This is a genomic window from Streptomyces sp. NPDC002309 (assembly GCF_053593375.1).
Map to the genome: position 1 here is coordinate 94,388 of NZ_JBSFCI010000007.1, position 14,818 is coordinate 109,205.

General features: G+C 73.6%; 12 protein-coding genes and 1 tRNA gene. 8 read left to right on the forward strand and 5 right to left on the reverse strand.

Features of this window, described 5'->3' with window-relative positions; genetic code table 11:
* The first annotated feature begins 57 nt into the window (after nucleotides 1-57).
* Together ACWCPM_RS08430 and ACWCPM_RS08435 are read left to right on the forward strand one after the other, a co-directional pair.
* Complete coding sequence (locus ACWCPM_RS08430; RefSeq protein WP_450975349.1) at nucleotides 58-1,044, forward strand: aldo/keto reductase; 987 nt, start codon at nucleotides 58-60, stop codon at nucleotides 1,042-1,044.
* Nucleotides 1,041-3,179, forward strand: a complete 2,139-nt coding sequence (locus ACWCPM_RS08435) for a helix-hairpin-helix domain-containing protein (RefSeq protein ID WP_450975350.1) — start codon at nucleotides 1,041-1,043, stop codon at nucleotides 3,177-3,179. The genes ACWCPM_RS08430 and ACWCPM_RS08435 overlap by 4 nt, the downstream gene beginning before the upstream one ends.
* Before the next feature lie 70 nt (nucleotides 3,180-3,249).
* On the opposite strand, the gene ACWCPM_RS08440 is transcribed toward ACWCPM_RS08435, so the two are convergent.
* Nucleotides 3,250-3,984, reverse strand: coding sequence for a hypothetical protein (locus ACWCPM_RS08440; RefSeq protein WP_450975351.1), 735 nt, complete (start codon nucleotides 3,982-3,984; stop codon nucleotides 3,250-3,252).
* 47 nt (nucleotides 3,985-4,031) lie between these two features.
* Here ACWCPM_RS08440 and ACWCPM_RS08445 point away from each other — a divergent pair, with 47 nt between their 5' ends.
* Complete coding sequence (locus ACWCPM_RS08445; protein WP_450975352.1) at nucleotides 4,032-4,220, forward strand: DUF5703 family protein; 189 nt, start codon at nucleotides 4,032-4,034, stop codon at nucleotides 4,218-4,220.
* A 134-nt stretch (nucleotides 4,221-4,354) separates the two neighbouring features.
* Here the strand turns inward: ACWCPM_RS08445 and ACWCPM_RS08450 are convergent, their stop codons facing one another.
* The 3 genes from ACWCPM_RS08450 to ACWCPM_RS08460 all read right to left on the reverse strand — a co-directional run bounded on the left by ACWCPM_RS08450 (nucleotide 4,355) and on the right by ACWCPM_RS08460 (nucleotide 6,996).
* A complete protein-coding gene (locus tag ACWCPM_RS08450) occupies nucleotides 4,355-5,167 on the reverse strand; it encodes a chaplin (RefSeq protein WP_450975353.1) in 813 nt (270 codons plus the stop codon).
* A gap of 112 nt (nucleotides 5,168-5,279) precedes the next feature.
* Entirely contained in the window at nucleotides 5,280-5,513 is a 234-nt protein-coding gene (chpH, locus tag ACWCPM_RS08455; RefSeq protein ID WP_450975354.1) for a chaplin ChpH, read from the reverse strand.
* Nucleotides 5,514-5,670: 157 nt separating this feature from the next.
* Nucleotides 5,671-6,996 carry a M20/M25/M40 family metallo-hydrolase gene (locus ACWCPM_RS08460; RefSeq protein WP_450975355.1) on the reverse strand — a complete coding sequence of 442 codons (1,326 nt, stop codon included), beginning with the start codon at nucleotides 6,994-6,996 and terminating at the stop codon, nucleotides 5,671-5,673.
* A gap of 198 nt (nucleotides 6,997-7,194) precedes the next feature.
* Here ACWCPM_RS08460 and ACWCPM_RS08465 point away from each other — a divergent pair.
* From ACWCPM_RS08465 to ACWCPM_RS08480, 4 genes are all read left to right on the forward strand, one after another.
* A tRNA-Leu gene (locus ACWCPM_RS08465) sits at nucleotides 7,195-7,282 on the forward strand.
* A gap of 293 nt (nucleotides 7,283-7,575) precedes the next feature.
* On the forward strand, nucleotides 7,576-11,445 hold the full coding sequence (locus ACWCPM_RS08470) for a Pls/PosA family non-ribosomal peptide synthetase (RefSeq protein ID WP_450975356.1): 3,870 nt from the start codon (nucleotides 7,576-7,578) through the stop codon (nucleotides 11,443-11,445).
* Nucleotides 11,446-11,510: 65 nt separating this feature from the next.
* Complete coding sequence (locus tag ACWCPM_RS08475) at nucleotides 11,511-12,881, forward strand: M1 family metallopeptidase (RefSeq protein ID WP_450975357.1); 1,371 nt, start codon at nucleotides 11,511-11,513, stop codon at nucleotides 12,879-12,881.
* Nucleotides 12,882-12,991: 110 nt separating this feature from the next.
* A complete protein-coding gene (locus tag ACWCPM_RS08480; RefSeq protein ID WP_450975358.1) occupies nucleotides 12,992-13,414 on the forward strand; it encodes a YchJ family protein in 423 nt (140 codons plus the stop codon).
* Nucleotides 13,415-13,437: 23 nt separating this feature from the next.
* Here ACWCPM_RS08480 and ACWCPM_RS08485 read toward each other — a convergent pair whose 3' ends face one another.
* On the reverse strand, nucleotides 13,438-14,139 hold the full coding sequence (locus ACWCPM_RS08485; protein ID WP_450975359.1) for a FadR/GntR family transcriptional regulator: 702 nt from the start codon (nucleotides 14,137-14,139) through the stop codon (nucleotides 13,438-13,440).
* Between the two features lie 140 nt (nucleotides 14,140-14,279).
* On the opposite strand from ACWCPM_RS08485, the gene ACWCPM_RS08490 reads away from it, so the two are divergent.
* Nucleotides 14,280-14,810 carry a gluconokinase gene (locus tag ACWCPM_RS08490; protein WP_450975360.1) on the forward strand — a complete coding sequence of 177 codons (531 nt, stop codon included), beginning with the start codon at nucleotides 14,280-14,282 and terminating at the stop codon, nucleotides 14,808-14,810.
* The last annotated feature ends 8 nt before the right edge of the window (nucleotides 14,811-14,818 follow it).

Sequence of the window (14,818 nt, forward strand, 5' to 3'; positions counted from 1 at the left end):
CATCGGTTGTCCACAGGCAACCCACGGCACCAGCTCTGGCCAGTAATCTCGGCGCACATGGAGCAGAGGCATCTCGGCCGTACCGGCCTGCGTGTGTCCCGGATCGGACTCGGCACCCTGACCTGGGGGCGGGACACCGACGAACATGATGCCGCGGACCTGCTGAAGACCTTCTGGGAGGCCGGTGGAACACTCGTCGACACCGCGGACGTCTACGGGAACGGCGAGTCCGAGTACCTGCTCGGCCGGCTGATGGAGGGACTGGTGCCGCGCCGGGACCTGGTGCTGTCGACCAAGGCCGGGAGCGTGCCGGACCCGGACCGGCGGTACGACGGGTCGCGGGGGCATCTGCTCGCCGCGCTGGACTCCTCGCTCGCCCGGCTCGGCACGGACTACGTCGACGTGTGGCACATCCACGCCTTCGACCCGCAGACCCCGCTGGAGGAGACGCTCCAAGCGCTGGACCTGGCGGTGAGCAGCGGGCGGGCCCGTTACGCGGGCATCTCCAACTTCTGCGGCTGGCAGCTCGCGAAGGCGGCCACCTGGCAGCTGGCCGCGCCCGGGACGCGGACCCGGCTGGCGAGCACGCAGATGGAGTACTCGCTGCTCCAGCGGGGCGTCGAGCGGGAGGTGCTGCCGGCCGCGCTGGACCTGGGCATCGGGCTGCTGCCGTCGTCGCCGCTGGGACGGGGGGTGCTGACCGGAAAGTACCGGGGCGGCGCCCTGCCGCCGGACTCCCGGGGCGCCTCCGACCATCTGGCGCCGTTCGTCGAGCCGTATCTCGACGACACCGCGAGCCGCATCGTGGACGCCGTGTCCACGGCGGCGGACGGGCTGGCGGTCACACCGCTCCAGGTCGCCCTCGCCTGGGTGCGGGACCGGCCCGGCGTCGCGGCACCGGTCGTGGGCGCGCGCAACGCGCGGCAGCTCATGGCGGCGTTGTCAGTGGAGGCCCTTAGTCTTCCTGACGAGATCTGCCGGGCGCTCGACGATGTGTCGGCGCCCGTGCACCGCTATCCCGATCACGACTGGAGCACGCTGTGAGCACGGAGCCGGAGACCGCCGAGGACACCGCGGACGCCGAGCCGGGGCGGCCGCAGGCCGCGGAGGCCGGGGACGCGGGAACGGAGGCCGGGGACGCCGGGGCCGGTGGGCGGTCGGAGGCCGAGGCCGAGCTGGCGGCGCAGCGGCTGGAGCGGGAGCGGATCGAGCGGCGCAGGGCGGAGAGGCAGGCGCCCGTCGACGCGGGTGCGAAGCTCAGCGGCAAGGCGGCCGAACTGCTCGCGGCGGTGCGCGCGGTGGAGAGCGGGGCTCAGCCGCCCACGACGGTGTTCGAGGAGCCACCGCCCCGGCGGCAGGCTCCCGAGCCGGTACGGCGGACGCAGGCCGTGGCACCCGCGGCGGTGAGCGGGCCCGCGCCCGAAACGGTCGAGGGCGTACGCCGGGTGCTGGGCGAGGGGGACGCTCCCGAAGCCCTCGCCGCCCAGGTCGCGTCGGTCCTCGGTGAGGGGGCGGAGGAGCGGTTGCGGGCCGACCCGTGGCAGTTGCTGCGGGTCGGCGGGGTGCGGCCGGAGCAGGCCGACGGTTTCGCGCGGACGCTGCTGGGGGCGGAGTGCGGGCCCGGTGACGAGCGGCGGGGGCGTGCGGTGACCGTGTGGCTCCTGGAACAGGCGGCGCTGGCCGGGCACACCGCGCTGGAGATGCCCGCGCTGACCGCCGCGCTCGCCCAGCGCGGGGTTCCGGCTCCCGAGGAGGCCGTGCAGGCGGCGCTCGCCGAGGGTGACGCCCTGGCCTTCCAGGACGGGCTGGACGAACACGAGAACGAGGACGACCAGAGCGCCGTCGGCGACGGGACCGGTGACGACGCGGCCGGCGGCGAGGGCGAGGAGCGCCCTGTCCGGGTCCTGGTCGGGCTGGAGCGGTACGCGCTCGCCGAGGAGAGCCTGGCCGACGGTCTGGCCCGGCTGATCAACTCCGCCCCCGGGCAGGACGGTTCCGGCGAGGCGTGGGAGCGGGCGGCGGACGGCGCCCAGGGGGCGGCCGCCGAGCTGATCCGGGCGGTCGCCGCCCACGGGCTGGTGCTGCACACCGGCGGGGAGGCCTCGCGGACCGAGGCGGCGGAGCTGGTGCGCGCGGCGCGTGGGCTCGGACTGCGCGTCTGGGCCGTCGCACACGGTCCCGTCGGCCGGGACCGGTTCGCCGAGCTGCCGGCCGGGCCGGAGGCCGGCGTGACGACCGTCGCCGGGCTGCTGGCCGGGGCGGAGGGGCCGGGGCGGGACGCCGAGGGCGCGCTCGACCTCGATCTGCTGGTCGTCCTCGACGCGCCCCAGCTCGACGTGGAGACCGCGGCGCTGCTCGTCGAGTCGCTGCCGGACGGGGCACGGCTGGTACTGGCCGGGGACCCCGCAGTGCTGTGGTCCATCGGTCCCGGGCGGGTCTTCGCGGATCTGCTGGCGGTGCGCCGGTGTCCCTGCGTCGCCTCGCGGCGGCCGGATCCCGGACCGCTCGGGGAGCTGGTGTCGGGTGTCGGCGCGGGCGAGCTCCTCGAGGTCGAGGCACCCGGCAAGGAGGTCGTGATCGTCCCGGTGCGGGACGCGGGCGAGGCGGTGCACCGGACCGTGCAGCTCGTCGCCGACTCGGTGCCCCGGGCGATCGGTGTGCCGGCGGAGCAGACGGTGGTCGTCACACCGGGGCACGGGGGCGCGGCGGGGACGCGGGCGCTGAACGCCGCGCTGAAGGAACGGCTCAATCCCGGCCCCGGTCGCTTCGGCGGCTTCGACCCCGGTGACCGTGTCGCCTACTCCCCCGCGCCGGGCCGCACCCTCCCGGGCCGGGTGGTCGAGGCCGACGCCGGGGGACTGCACCTGTCGTGTTCCGGTGAGGCCGTGGTCGTACCGCAGGAGCGGGTGGAACAGTCCGTACGGCACGGCTGGGCCCTGACCGCGCACCAGGCGGTGGGTACCCGCTGGCCCGCGGTGGTCGTGGTGCTGCCGGGCGATGCGGCGCAGGCGCTGAGCCGCCCCTGGGTGTACACCGCGTTCGGACGCGCGGAACGCCACCTCTCGGTGGTCCACGGAGTCGACCAGGCCCTGCCGAGGGCGGTCGCGGAGGTGCTGCCCAGGCCCCGGACGACCCGCCTGCCGGAACTGCTGGAGGCGCAGGTGCCGGCGGAGGGCTGAGGACCGAGGGGCAGCGGCGGCCACGCGGGTCCTCCCCGTGGCCGCCGCCTCCCGGGTGCCGCGTGGCCGGTCAGCGGCGGTCCGCTTCCAGGGGTTCCAGGTCCTCGTCCTCGTCCAGGTCCAGCTCGTCGTCGAGGTCCCCGGCGCCGTCCGGCTCGTCCTCGTCGTCGTCCTCGTCGTCGTGGTCCTCGTCGTCGTCCGGCTCGTCGTCGAACACCGCGCTGACGTCGAACCGGCAGACCACGCCCTGCGGATCGACGGCCTCGAACGGGGCTTCCAGCCACTCCCCCGGTTCGGCGGGCTCCTCGGCCGCCGTCACCCACAGCGTGGAGTCGCCCTCCACCAGGCCGAACTCCTTGTGCCGGGAGGCGATCTCGTCCGGCTCGAACTCCCCGAAGAGGATGCCCAGCGCCCCGTGGACCGTGTTCGCGGCCTCCGCGTCGATGCTGTCCGCGTCCGCCGCCTCGATCCGCTCGGCCTGCGCCAGCAGTCGCTGCGGCTCCGCCACCGCGTAGTCGCGGCGGATCAGCACGCTCAACGCGTTCGGCTCCTCGGGCCCCGTGTACGGCGGCAGCGTGTCCTCCCCGCCGGGGATCTCGAAGGGCGTGACTTCGTCGTAACGGTCGTAGAGCAGCTCGTCGTACGCCTCCGCGGCCGCGGCCAGCTGGTTGAACGCCTCGTAGACAGCCGGGTCGTCCTCCCCCGACCTGCGTTCGACCGCCGCGAGATGACGGTCGAGCGCGGTCTTGACCACCTCGGCGGCGGCGCGTACCTCGGCAGCGGTGGGCTGCTCAGCATCAGACATAGGGCAGACGCTATCCGTACCGGGGCGTTGCCCGCACAATAGATGCGATGCCGGAATACGAATTTGTCGACGTGTACGTGCCGCGCGGGGTCTCCCGCAACGACGCCACACGCCTGCTGACGGACCATGCCGAGTACGGGAACTGGGAGTTGCACCGCCTCAGCCTGCTGCGCGACGGCAGTCGCAGGGTGCGGCTGCGCCGGCGGATCATCCGCCAGGTGCGGGCCACGTGGTGAGCTGAGGCGCCACGGACGGAACGGAGCGGACCCCACCGGATAGGGGGGTCCGCTCCGTCACCGTTCGCGGGTCAGTGCGTGGCGTCGTGCTGCGCCGACGCGCTGTGCCGACGACGCGCTGTGCCGACGACGCGCTATGCCGAGGCGCGCGCCCTGCGGTAGAGGACCGCGCCCGCCAGCAGCGCTCCCGCGCTCAGTGAGGCGGCCGCGCCCATCGGCAGCCCGCTGCCGGTCTGCGCGAGCCGGGAGTCGCGGCCGAGTTGTGTGACGGCCCCGCGGGCGCCGTTCCCGGACCCGGTGTCGTCCCCGCGGCCGGAGCCGGCCTCGTCCCTGGTGCCCGAACTGGAGTCCACGCCCCTGTCGGGGCCGGTGCCGCCGTCGCCCGGCGTGCCGGGCTGCCCGGGGCCGCCCGGCGGGGTCGAGCCCCCGTCGTCACCGCCCGGCGGCGTCGTGTGACCGTGGCCGTCCGCTGTGTTCGCGCAGTCGCCGCCCACCGCCGCGTTGCCGACGCCGACGACGCTGACGCTGTTGCCGCAGACGTTGACCGGCACGTGCACCGGCACCTGGACCGTGTTGCCGGAGCCGACGCCGGGCGAGCCCTCGGTGTGCCCGTCCGCCTGCGCCCCGCCGCCGGGGGAACCGTGGTCACCGGAACCGCCGTACTCGTGCTCGTCGCCGTAGCCACCCGGCGTCCCCGGGCCCCCGCCCTGGTCGGCGCACGAGTTGCCGATCGCGGGATTGAGGATGCCCACGACGCTGATGGTGTTGCCGCAGACGTCGACCGGCACGTGCACCGGCACCTGGACCGTGTTGCCGGACAGCACGCCCGGCGAGTTCGCGCTGGAGCCGCTCGCGCCCGAGTCGGCGTGGGCGTGGCCGCCGACGGCGGCGATCACACCGGTCGCCGCCGCCACGGTCATCAGTCCCTTGCGGGTGCCCTGTCGCATTGCTGAATTCCTGCCTTCCCCCACGTGGACCTACGTGAAAAGACCGGTCGGTCCCGGAGCGCATGGCGCGCGCTTCGGGACCGACGGCGTGGACGAACCTAGAAAGGCAGCGTCACTTGTTGATGCAGCTGTTGCCGAAGGCGGGGTTCAGCACGCCGATCACCGAGATCGTGTTGCCGCAGACGTTCACGGGGACGTGCACGGGAACCTGAATCACGTTGCCGGACAGGACGCCCGGGGAACCCACGGCTGCACCCTGGGCACCCGAGTCGGCGACGGCGAGGCCCGCGCCCGCGAGAACCAGGCCACCGGTGGCAGCCGCAGCGGCGACGACCTTCTTGATCATTATTCCTCCTTGTTGGCAATGCGATCCCAGGTAGCTGATCGCATCACCAGTAACGAGGAGGAACTAATAGGGCTACGACCTGATGAGCGCATTCACCCGTCACGGTCACGCCGGGCACACGCGGGCGAATACTGAAGTGTCGTTTCAGTGGGCGAATTCAGGACGCGTCGATGAACCGGTCGAGCACCCGCACGCCGAACTTGAGCCCGTCCACGGGCACCCGCTCGTCGACACCGTGGAACATCCCGGCGAAGTCCAGCTCCGGCGGCAGTTTCAGCGGGGCGAAGCCGAAGCAGCGGATGCCGAGGTCGTCGAAGGACTTGGCGTCGGTGCCGCCCGAGAGCATGTAGGGCACGGCCCGCGCGATCGGGTCCTCGGCGCGCAGGGCGCTCTGCATGGCGTCGACGAGGCTGCCGTCGAAGTCGGTCTCCAGCGCCTTGTCGGCGTGCACGTCCTCGCGCCGCACCCGGGGGCCGAGCAGCCGGTCGAGGTCGGTGAGGAACTCCTCCTCGTGGCCGGGCAGGAAGCGCCCGTCGACGTGCGCGGTGGCCTGGCCCGGGATGACGTTGACCTTGTAGCCGGCGCCGAGCATGGTGGGCGCGGCCGAGTTGCGCAGGGTGGCGCCGATCATCTTGGCGATGCCGCCGAGCTTCTCCAGGGTCTCGTCCATGTTCTCGGGGTCGAGTTCGACGCCGAGCGCGTCGGAGAGCTCGTCGAGGAAGGACCGCACGGTCTTGGTGACCCGCACCGGCCACTTGTGCCGGCCGACCCGCCCGACGGCCTCGCACAGCTCGGTGATCGCGTTGTCGGTGTTGGTCATCGAGCCGTGCCCGGCCGTGCCGTCCACGGTGAGCCGCATCCAGTGCATGCCCTTCTGGGCGGTCTCGACCAGGTAGAGGCGCAGCTGCTCGTTGACGGTGAAGGAGAAGCCGCCGACCTCGCCGATGCCCTCGCTCACGCCCTCGAACAGCTCGGGGTGCTTGTCGACGAGGTGACGCGCGCCCCAGGTCCCGCCGGCCTCCTCGTCGGCGAGGAAGGCGAGGACGATGTCGCGCGGGGGCCTGCGTCCGGCGCGCAGCCGGTCGCGGACGACCGCGAGGGTCATCGCGTCCATGTCCTTCATGTCGACGGCGCCGCGGCCCCACACGCAGCCGTCGGCGATCTCGCCGGAGAAGGGGTGGTGGGTCCAGTCCGCCGCGTTGGCCGGCACCACGTCGAGGTGGCCGTGGATGAGCAGCGCGGGCCGGGACGGGTCCTCGCCCTCGATCCGTGCCACGGTGGAGGCGCGGCCCTTGTGCGACTCGATGATCCTCGGTTCGAGGCCCACCTCGGCGAGCTTGCCAGCGACGTACTCGGCCGCCTTGCGCTCACCCGGCCCCGAGTGGTCGCCGTAGTTGCTGGTGTCGATCTGGATCAGCTCGCGGCAGAGGTCGACGACCTCGTCCTCGCCGGTGACGCCTTCGGCCGTGCCCGTGTCCCTCACGCCGCTTCCTTCCGCAGTCGCCGCTGGTGGTCCCCCTCATCCTCCCCCCGAGTCCACCCCCTCCCCAAGACCGCTCCCGGTCCGTCACACGGCGTTCACCGCGGTCGGGGCCTCGTGAGGGGTGTGATCAGCCACCCCGGAAAGCCTGGTAATGTTTACGACGTCGCCGCAGGGGAAACCCAGCGCGACAGACACCTTGTCCGGGTGGCGGAATGGCAGACGCGCTAGCTTGAGGTGCTAGTGCCCTTTATCGGGCGTGGGGGTTCAAGTCCCCCCTCGGACACCAGCGGAGAACACCAGCAAAGACCCCTGTTGACCAGGGGTCTTCTGCTTTTTTGGACAGCTCGCCCGGCGCTGTGCGGGCCGTCTCTCCCCCACCGGGAGGATCCTGGGTTGAGAGCCCTCGGCACCCGTGCCGAGGGGCCCGAACGGCCCCTCCAGGTGGCCGCCGGACCACGACGAACCTAGCGTCGTACTAAAATATCCGGCTTGTTACGGAGCTGGAGCCGGACAACCCCAGGCAGACCTGCGGGCCCGCCAGCGCCCCGGAGGTTTCCGGGATGGAGACGCGAGGACCGGATGGCAGCCATACACGAGAGCAGCGCTCTCGGCCTGCTCGACGAAGAGATCCGCGAACGGTTCGGTGACAGGGCACGCTTCTCCGGAGGGCCCGCTGCCTCTCCGCGCACGCTGGTGGACGTCTTCGAGGCGTCCGTGCGGGCGCATCCCGACGAACTCGCCCTGGACGACGGGGCGGTCCGGCTCACCTACCGGGCCCTCGCCGTCGAGGTGGAGCGGCTGCGGACACGGCTCGCCACGGCCGGGGTCGGGCTCGGGGACCGGGTGGGGGTGCGCGTCCCGTCGGGGACCAACGATCTGTACGTCGCGATCCTCGCCGTGCTCGCGGCCGGTGCCGCCTATGTGCCCGTGGACGCCGAGGACCCGGACGAGCGGGCCGAGCTGGTGTTCGGGGAGGCTGAGGTACGGGCCGTCGTCGGGGCCGGGCACGAGGTGGCCGTCCACGGGGACGCGTCCGGCGAGGACGCCGGACGGCCCGGAATCGAGCACGACGCCTGGATCATCTTCACCTCCGGGTCCACCGGGAAGCCCAAGGGTGTCGCCGTCAGCCACCGCAGCGCCGCCGCGTTCGTGGACGCCGAGGCCGCCCTGTTCCTGACCGAGGAGCCGATCGGGCCCGGCGACCGGGTCATGGCGGGGTTGTCGGTCGCGTTCGACGCGTCCTGCGAGGAGATGTGGCTGGCCTGGCGGTACGGGGCGTGTCTGGTACCGGTGCCGCGGGCGCAGGTGCGCAGCGGGGCCGATCTGGGTCCGTGGCTGGTCGAGCAGGAGATCTCGGTCGTGTCGACCGTGCCGACGCTGGCCGCCCTGTGGGAGCCGGAGACCCTCGACGACGTTCGGCTGCTGATCTTCGGCGGTGAGGCGTGCCCGCCCGAGCTGGCGCAGCGGCTGGTGACCGAGGGGCGCGAGGTCTGGAACACCTACGGTCCGACCGAGGCCACCGTCGTGGCCTGTGCGTCGCTGATGGGCGGCGGGGAGCCGGTGCGGATCGGGCTGCCGTTGCGGGGCTGGGAGCTGGCCGTCGTGGACGAGGCCGGGGAGCCGGTCGCCATGGGAGCCAGTGGCCAGTTGGTGATCGGGGGGGTCGGGCTCGCCCGGTACCTCGACGCCGAGAAGGACGCGGAGAAGTACGCTCCGCTCCCGTCGCTGGGCTGGGAACGCGCGTACCGCAGCGGTGACCTGGTGCGCGCCGAACCCGAGGGGCTGGTGTTCCTCGGACGGGCGGACGAGCAGATCAAGCTCGGCGGGCGGCGGATCGAGCTGGGTGAGGTGGACTCCGCTCTGCAGGCGCTGCCCGGTGTCGCCGGCGCCGCCGCCGCCGTACGGACCGCGCGCAGCGGCAACCAGTTGCTCGTCGGGTATGTCGTGACCCAGGAGGGCTGGGACGCGGGGGCGGCGGTGGAGCGGCTGCGGGCCGAGCTGCCGGCGGCGCTGGTGCCGCTGCTCGCGCCGGTCGCCGAGCTGCCGACCCGGACGTCCGGCAAGGTGGACCGGGCCGCCCTGCCCTGGCCCCTGGAGGGGATCGGGACGGGTGTCAAGGCCGAGCAGCTCTACGGCACCGAGGCATGGCTCGCCGAGCAGTGGACCGAGGTGCTGGGGATTCCGGTCACGGCCGCGACCGACGACTTCTTCGCGATCGGCGGGGGCAGCCTGGCCGCCGCCCAGCTGACCACGCGGCTGCGCACCCGCTACCCGAGCGCCGCCGTGCTCGACATCTACCAGCGGCCCACGCTGCGGAAGCTGGCCCGGCGGCTCCAGGAGTCGGCTCAGGACGACGGCGCGCGGCGGACGGTCGCCCCGGTGCCCCGGCGGGCCCAGGTGGTGCAGTTGCTCGTCCTGGTGCCGCTGTTCGCGCTGACCGGGCTGCGGTGGACGGTCGTGCTCGCGGCCGTCGGGAACGTGCTGAGCGGGTACGCCTGGCTGCCGACCGCCCCCTGGTGGGTCGTGGGCGCCCTGGCCGTGCTGCTCTTCACGCCGCCGGGGCGGCTCGCCGTCGCCGCCGGCGGGGCCAGGCTGCTGCTGCGTGGCGTGCGGCCGGGCAGGTATCCGCGCGGCGGGAGCGTTCATCTGCGGCTGTGGGCGGCTGAGCGGCTGGCCGAGGCCGGCGGGGCCACCACGCTGACCGGGGCATGGCTGGAGCGGTACGCGCGGGCGCTGGGTGCCAAGGTCGGGCAGGACGTGGATCTGCACTCGCTGCCGCCGGTCACCGGCATGCTCAAGCTGGGCCGGGGCGCGGCCGTGGAGTCCGAGGTCGACCTGTCCGGCTACTGGCTGGACGGGGACCGGCTCGAGATCGGGCCGGTCAAGGTCGGCGCGCACGCCGTGGTCGGAACGCGCAGCATCCTCTTCCCGGGGGCGCGGGTCGGCAAGCGCGCCGAGGTGGCGCCGGGGTCGGCCGTCACCGGGCAGATCCCCACCGGGCAGCGGTGGGCCGGCGCGCCCGCGGTCAAGCTCGGCAAGGCCAAGCGCAACTGGCCGAAGGAGCGACCGGGGCGCGGCCTGTTCTGGCGGGGGCTGTACGGGACCTCCGGTGTCGCGCTGTCGGGTCTGCCGGTGCTGGGGGCGGGGGCGGCGCTGCTGGTGGTGAGCCGGTTCGTCACCCCTGGTCAGGGGCCGGCGGAGGCCCTCGGGGGCGCCGCCCTGGCGCTGGTGCCGGCGACGCTCGCCTTCGGGGCGGCGTACGCGTTGCTGATCCTGGCCGGCGTGCGGGGGCTGAGCATCGGGCTGCGGGAGGGGACGTTCCCGACGCACAGCAGGGCCGGGTGGCAGGCGTGGACCGTCACGCAGCTGATGGACCGGGCCCGGGACACGCTGTTCCCGCTGTACGCCGGGCTGATCACACCGGTGTGGCTGCGGCTGCTCGGGATGCGGATCGGGCGGGGCGCCGAGGTCTCGACCGTGCTGGCGCTGCCCAGCCTGACGACGGTCGGCGAGGGCGCGTTCCTCGCCGACGACACGCTGACCGCGCCGTACGAGCTCGGCGGCGGGTGGATGCGGATCGGGCGCGCGGAGATCGGGCGCCGGGCGTTCCTCGGGAACTCGGGGATGACGGCGCCCGGGCGGAGCGTGCCGGACGGCGGGCTGGTCGGGGTGCTCTCGGCCACGCCGAAGAAGGCGAAGAAGGGAAGCTCCTATCTGGGGCTGCCGCCGGTGAAGCTGCCGCGCAGCGCGGCCGACGGCGACCAGAGCCGGACCTACGACCCGCCGGCCCGCTTGCTGTGGGCGCGGGCGTTCGTGGAGCTGTGCCGGATCGTGCCGGTGTTCTGCTCGGCGGGGCTGGCCCTGCTGACGGTGGCCGCGCTGTGCGCGCTGGGAGGCTGGGCGTGGCCGCTGGGCGGGGCCGTGCTGCTCGCGGCGGGCCTGCTCGCGGGTGCCGGGTCCGTGCTGGCCAAGTGGGTGCTCGTGGGGCGGCACCGCGCCGCGGAGCACCCGCTGTGGAGCGGGTTCGTGTGGCGCAACGAGCTGGCGGACACCTTCGTAGAGGTGCTGGCCGTGCCGTGGCTGGCGGGCGCGGTGCCGGGCACGCCGCTGATGACCGCCTGGCTGCGGGCCCTGGGCGCGCGGATCGGCCGGGGCACCTGGGTGGAGAGCTACTGGCTGCCGGAGGCGGACCTGGTGACCCTCGGGGACGCCGCCGCCGTGAACCGGGGCTGTGTACTGCAGACACACCTCTTCCACGACCGGATCTTGCGGACGGATACTGTGGTTCTCCGTGAGGGCGCGACGCTGGGTCCGGGCGGCATCGTCCTGCCCGGCAGCACCGTGGGGGCCCGTACCACCCTGGGTCCCGCGTCGCTCGTGATGGCGGCGGAGTCCGTCCCCGACGACACCCGGTGGCTGGGCAACCCGATCGAGGCATGGCGCCGCTAGGAATCCCCGCCACGGCGGGGATCGAGGGCGGTCGTACGAGCACGGCGCAGGGAGCAGACGCGGCAGTGGCGGTTCAGCAGGCGGCGGGTCCGGACCCGTACTTTCCGGCCAACGGCGATCACCGGTACCGGGTGCACCGCTACGAACTCGCGCTGGACTACCGGCCGGGGCCCAACCGGCTGGCCGGCACGGCGCGGATCAACGCCATCGCGGGCCGGGTCGCGCTCGCCGAGTTCCAGCTCAACCTCGCCGACTTCAAGATCGGGCGGGTACGGGTGGACGGCCGGCAGGCGCACTACACCCACCGTGGTGAACGGCTGCGGGTGCGGCCGGCCAAGGCGGTGCGGGCCGGTGCGGCGTTCACCGTCGAGGTGCACTGGTCGGGCAACCCCCGGCCGGTGAACAGCCCCTGGGGCGGCATCGGCTGGGAGGAACTGGTCGACGGGGCGCTGGTGGCGAGCCAGCCGGTCGGGGCGCCGTCCTGGTACCCGTGCAACGACCGGCCGGCCGACAAGGCGTCGTACCAGATCTCGGTCACGACGCCGTCCGCGTACTCGGTGGTCGCCGGTGGGCGGCTGCTCACGCGGACGACGAAGGCGTCGACGACGACCTGGGTGTACGAGCAGGCCGCGCCGACGCCGAGCTACCTGGTGGGGCTCGCGATCGGGAAGTACCGGACGGTGCTGCTCGGCGACCCGGGCCCCGGTGGCGTGCCGCAGCACGGGCACATCCCGGCTCAGCTGCTGCCCGAGTTCTCGCGGGACTTCGCCCGCCAGCCGGCCATGATGGAGCTGTTCCAGGAGCTGTTCGGGCCCTACCCGTTCGAGGAGTACGCCGTCGTCGTGACGGAGGAGGAGCTCGATGTGCCGGTGGAGGCGCAGGGGCTCTCGCTGTTCGGCGCCAACCATGTGGACGGCGCGCGGGGCTCGGAGCGGCTGATAGCGCATGAGCTGGCGCATCAGTGGTTCGGCAACAGCGTTTCCCTCGCGGACTGGCGGCACATCTGGCTGAACGAGGGGTTCGCGAAGTACGCCGAGTGGCTGTGGTCGGAGCGCTCGGGCGGACCGACCGCGCAGCAGCTCGCGGCCGTCGCCCACCGGTCGCTGTCGGGCCGGCCGCAGGATCTGAAGATCGCCGACCCGGGACGGAAGTCGATGTTCGACGACCGGCTGTACCAGCGGGGCGGGCTCGTGGTGCACGCCGTGCGGTGCGCGCTCGGGGACGAGGCCTTCTTCCGGATGCTGCGGGCTTGGGCCGGGCAGCACCGGGGCGGCGTGGTCACCACGGCGGCGTTCACCGCGCACGCGGCCCGGTACGCGTCCGGACCGCTGGACGAGCTGTTCCGGGTGTGGCTGGAGGAGCGGGCGCTGCCGCCGCTGCCGGAGCAGGACGTGCGGATTCCCGTCCGGCCCCTGTTCCCGCCCAGCGGCGCGTGAGGCGGTCCCGGCCTCTCCCCGCCGCGTGCGCCGGGTGCGCCCTGCCCTGCCCCGCCGTCGGCGCGCCGGGTGCCCACGGCGTCGCCCCGCGGTGCAGCACAATGGAGCGCATGTCCCGACGCCCCGGCCGTTCCCGCGGCCCACGCCCCGCCGCTCCGGCGCACCACCCGGAATGTCCGTGCGGTCTCGCCGAGCCGTACGAGACGTGCTGCGGCCGGTACCACCGGGGTGAGGCCGCGGCACCGACAGCCGAGGCGCTGATGCGGTCGCGCTACTCCGCCTTCGTCCGGCTGGACGAGGGCTATCTGCTGCGGACCTGGCATCCGCGCACCCGCCCCGCGCCGCTCGGGCTCGACGCCGGGACGCGGTGGACGGGGCTGGAGATCCTCGGCACGACGGAGGGTTCCGCGTTCCACGGCACGGGGACCGTGACGTTCCGGGCGTCCTTCCGGGGCGGCGCGCTGCACGAGCGCAGCCGGTTCGAGCGGGTCGGGGGCGCGTGGGTGTACGTGGACGGGGAGTTCCTCGACTGAGCGAGGACGGCCGGTGAGGCCGCTCACGGCGCGAGGATGTCCAGCTCCTGGAGCGCGCCGACCGTGATCTCCCGGGTCAGCTCCCGCGCGCGTGCCGCGTCGCCCGCCCGCACCGCCTCCGCGACCTGGACGTGCAGGGTGACCGCGGCCGGGTCGGGGTCCTCGAACATCACGTCGTGATGGGTGCGGCCGGCCAGCACCTCGGCGACGACGTCACCGAGGCGGGCGAACATCTCGTTGCCGGAGGCGTTGAGGATCACCCGGTGGAAGGCCACGTCGTGCAGCAGATAGCCCTCCAGCTGGTGCCCGCGTGAGTGGGCGACCATGCCGAGGGCGCACTCGGTCAGCTCGGCGCACTGCTCGGCGGTGGCGTGGCGGGCGGCCAGCCCGGCGGCGACGGGTTCGACCGCGGAACGCAGAACGGTCAGGGAGCGCAGCTGGTGGGGGCGGTCGGCACCGGCCAGCCGCCAGCGGATGACCTGGGGGTCGTAGACGTTCCACTCGGACCTGGCGCGGACGGTGACGCCCACCCGGCGGCGGGACTCGACCAGGTGCATCGACTCCAGCACCCGCACCGCCTCGCGCATCACCGAGCGGGAGACGTCGAAGCGCTGCGCCAGTTCGTCGGTGCGCAGCACACTGCCCGGCGGGTACTCGCCCGCCGTGATCTCGGGGCCGAGGGTGTCCAGGACACGGCCGTGCAGCCCTCGGCCCATGGTGCTCATGCACTCAGCGTACGGGGCGGATCACCCTTCTAAAAGTCAGACTTATTCATCACAGACACTTGAATTCGTCGTACCTAATGGGTTTCATTTGGCCGACGCCGGATGCGACGTCGTAAGTCGAGGAAGACAGCGAGGCAGTCATGCGTACCCCCCACGTCGTCGTGGTGATGGGCGTCGCGGGCACGGGCAAGACCACGATCGGTCCCCTGCTCGCCGCCCGGCTCGGCGTCCCCTACGCCGAGGGCGACGACTTCCACCCGCCGGCCAACATCGCCAAGATGTCGGCCGGTACCCCGCTCGACGACGCGGACCGGTGGCCGTGGCTGGACGCCATCGGTGCCTGGGCCCACGGGCGGACCGGGCTGGGCGGAGTGGTCAGCAGCTCGGCGCTGAAGCGGTCCTACCGGGACCGGCTCCGGGCCGCGGCGCCCGGGATCGTGTTCGTGCACCTCACGGGCGACCGCGCGCTCATCGAGGACCGGATGACGCACCGGCAGGGCCACTTCATGCCGACCGCGCTGCTGGACTCCCAGTTCGCCACGCTCCAGCCGCTCCAGGCGGACGAGGCGGGAGTCGCGGTCGATGTCTCCGGCACCCCGGAGGACATCACCGCGCGCGCGGTGACCGCGCTGGACGCCCTCGACCCGACGACGTCGCCCTCGGCGCCGTAACACCCCTC

What these genes read in the sequence shown, in the direction of transcription:
- ACWCPM_RS08430 (WP_450975349.1), top strand. Translation starts at nt 58, where the DNA reads ATGGAGCAGAGGCATCTCGGCCGTACCGGCCTGCGTGTGTCCCGGATC.
- ACWCPM_RS08440 (WP_450975351.1), bottom strand. Translation starts at nt 3,984, where the DNA reads ATGTCTGATGCTGAGCAGCCCACCGCTGCCGAGGTACGCGCCGCCGCC.
- ACWCPM_RS08445 (WP_450975352.1), top strand. Translation starts at nt 4,032, where the DNA reads ATGCCGGAATACGAATTTGTCGACGTGTACGTGCCGCGCGGGGTCTCC.
- ACWCPM_RS08450 (WP_450975353.1), bottom strand. Translation starts at nt 5,167, where the DNA reads ATGCGACAGGGCACCCGCAAGGGACTGATGACCGTGGCGGCGGCGACC.
- chpH (WP_450975354.1), bottom strand. Translation starts at nt 5,513, where the DNA reads ATGATCAAGAAGGTCGTCGCCGCTGCGGCTGCCACCGGTGGCCTGGTT.
- ACWCPM_RS08470 (WP_450975356.1), top strand. Translation starts at nt 7,576, where the DNA reads ATGGCAGCCATACACGAGAGCAGCGCTCTCGGCCTGCTCGACGAAGAG.
- ACWCPM_RS08480 (WP_450975358.1), top strand. Translation starts at nt 12,992, where the DNA reads ATGTCCCGACGCCCCGGCCGTTCCCGCGGCCCACGCCCCGCCGCTCCG.
- ACWCPM_RS08485 (WP_450975359.1), bottom strand. Translation starts at nt 14,139, where the DNA reads ATGAGCACCATGGGCCGAGGGCTGCACGGCCGTGTCCTGGACACCCTC.
- ACWCPM_RS08490 (WP_450975360.1), top strand. Translation starts at nt 14,280, where the DNA reads ATGCGTACCCCCCACGTCGTCGTGGTGATGGGCGTCGCGGGCACGGGC.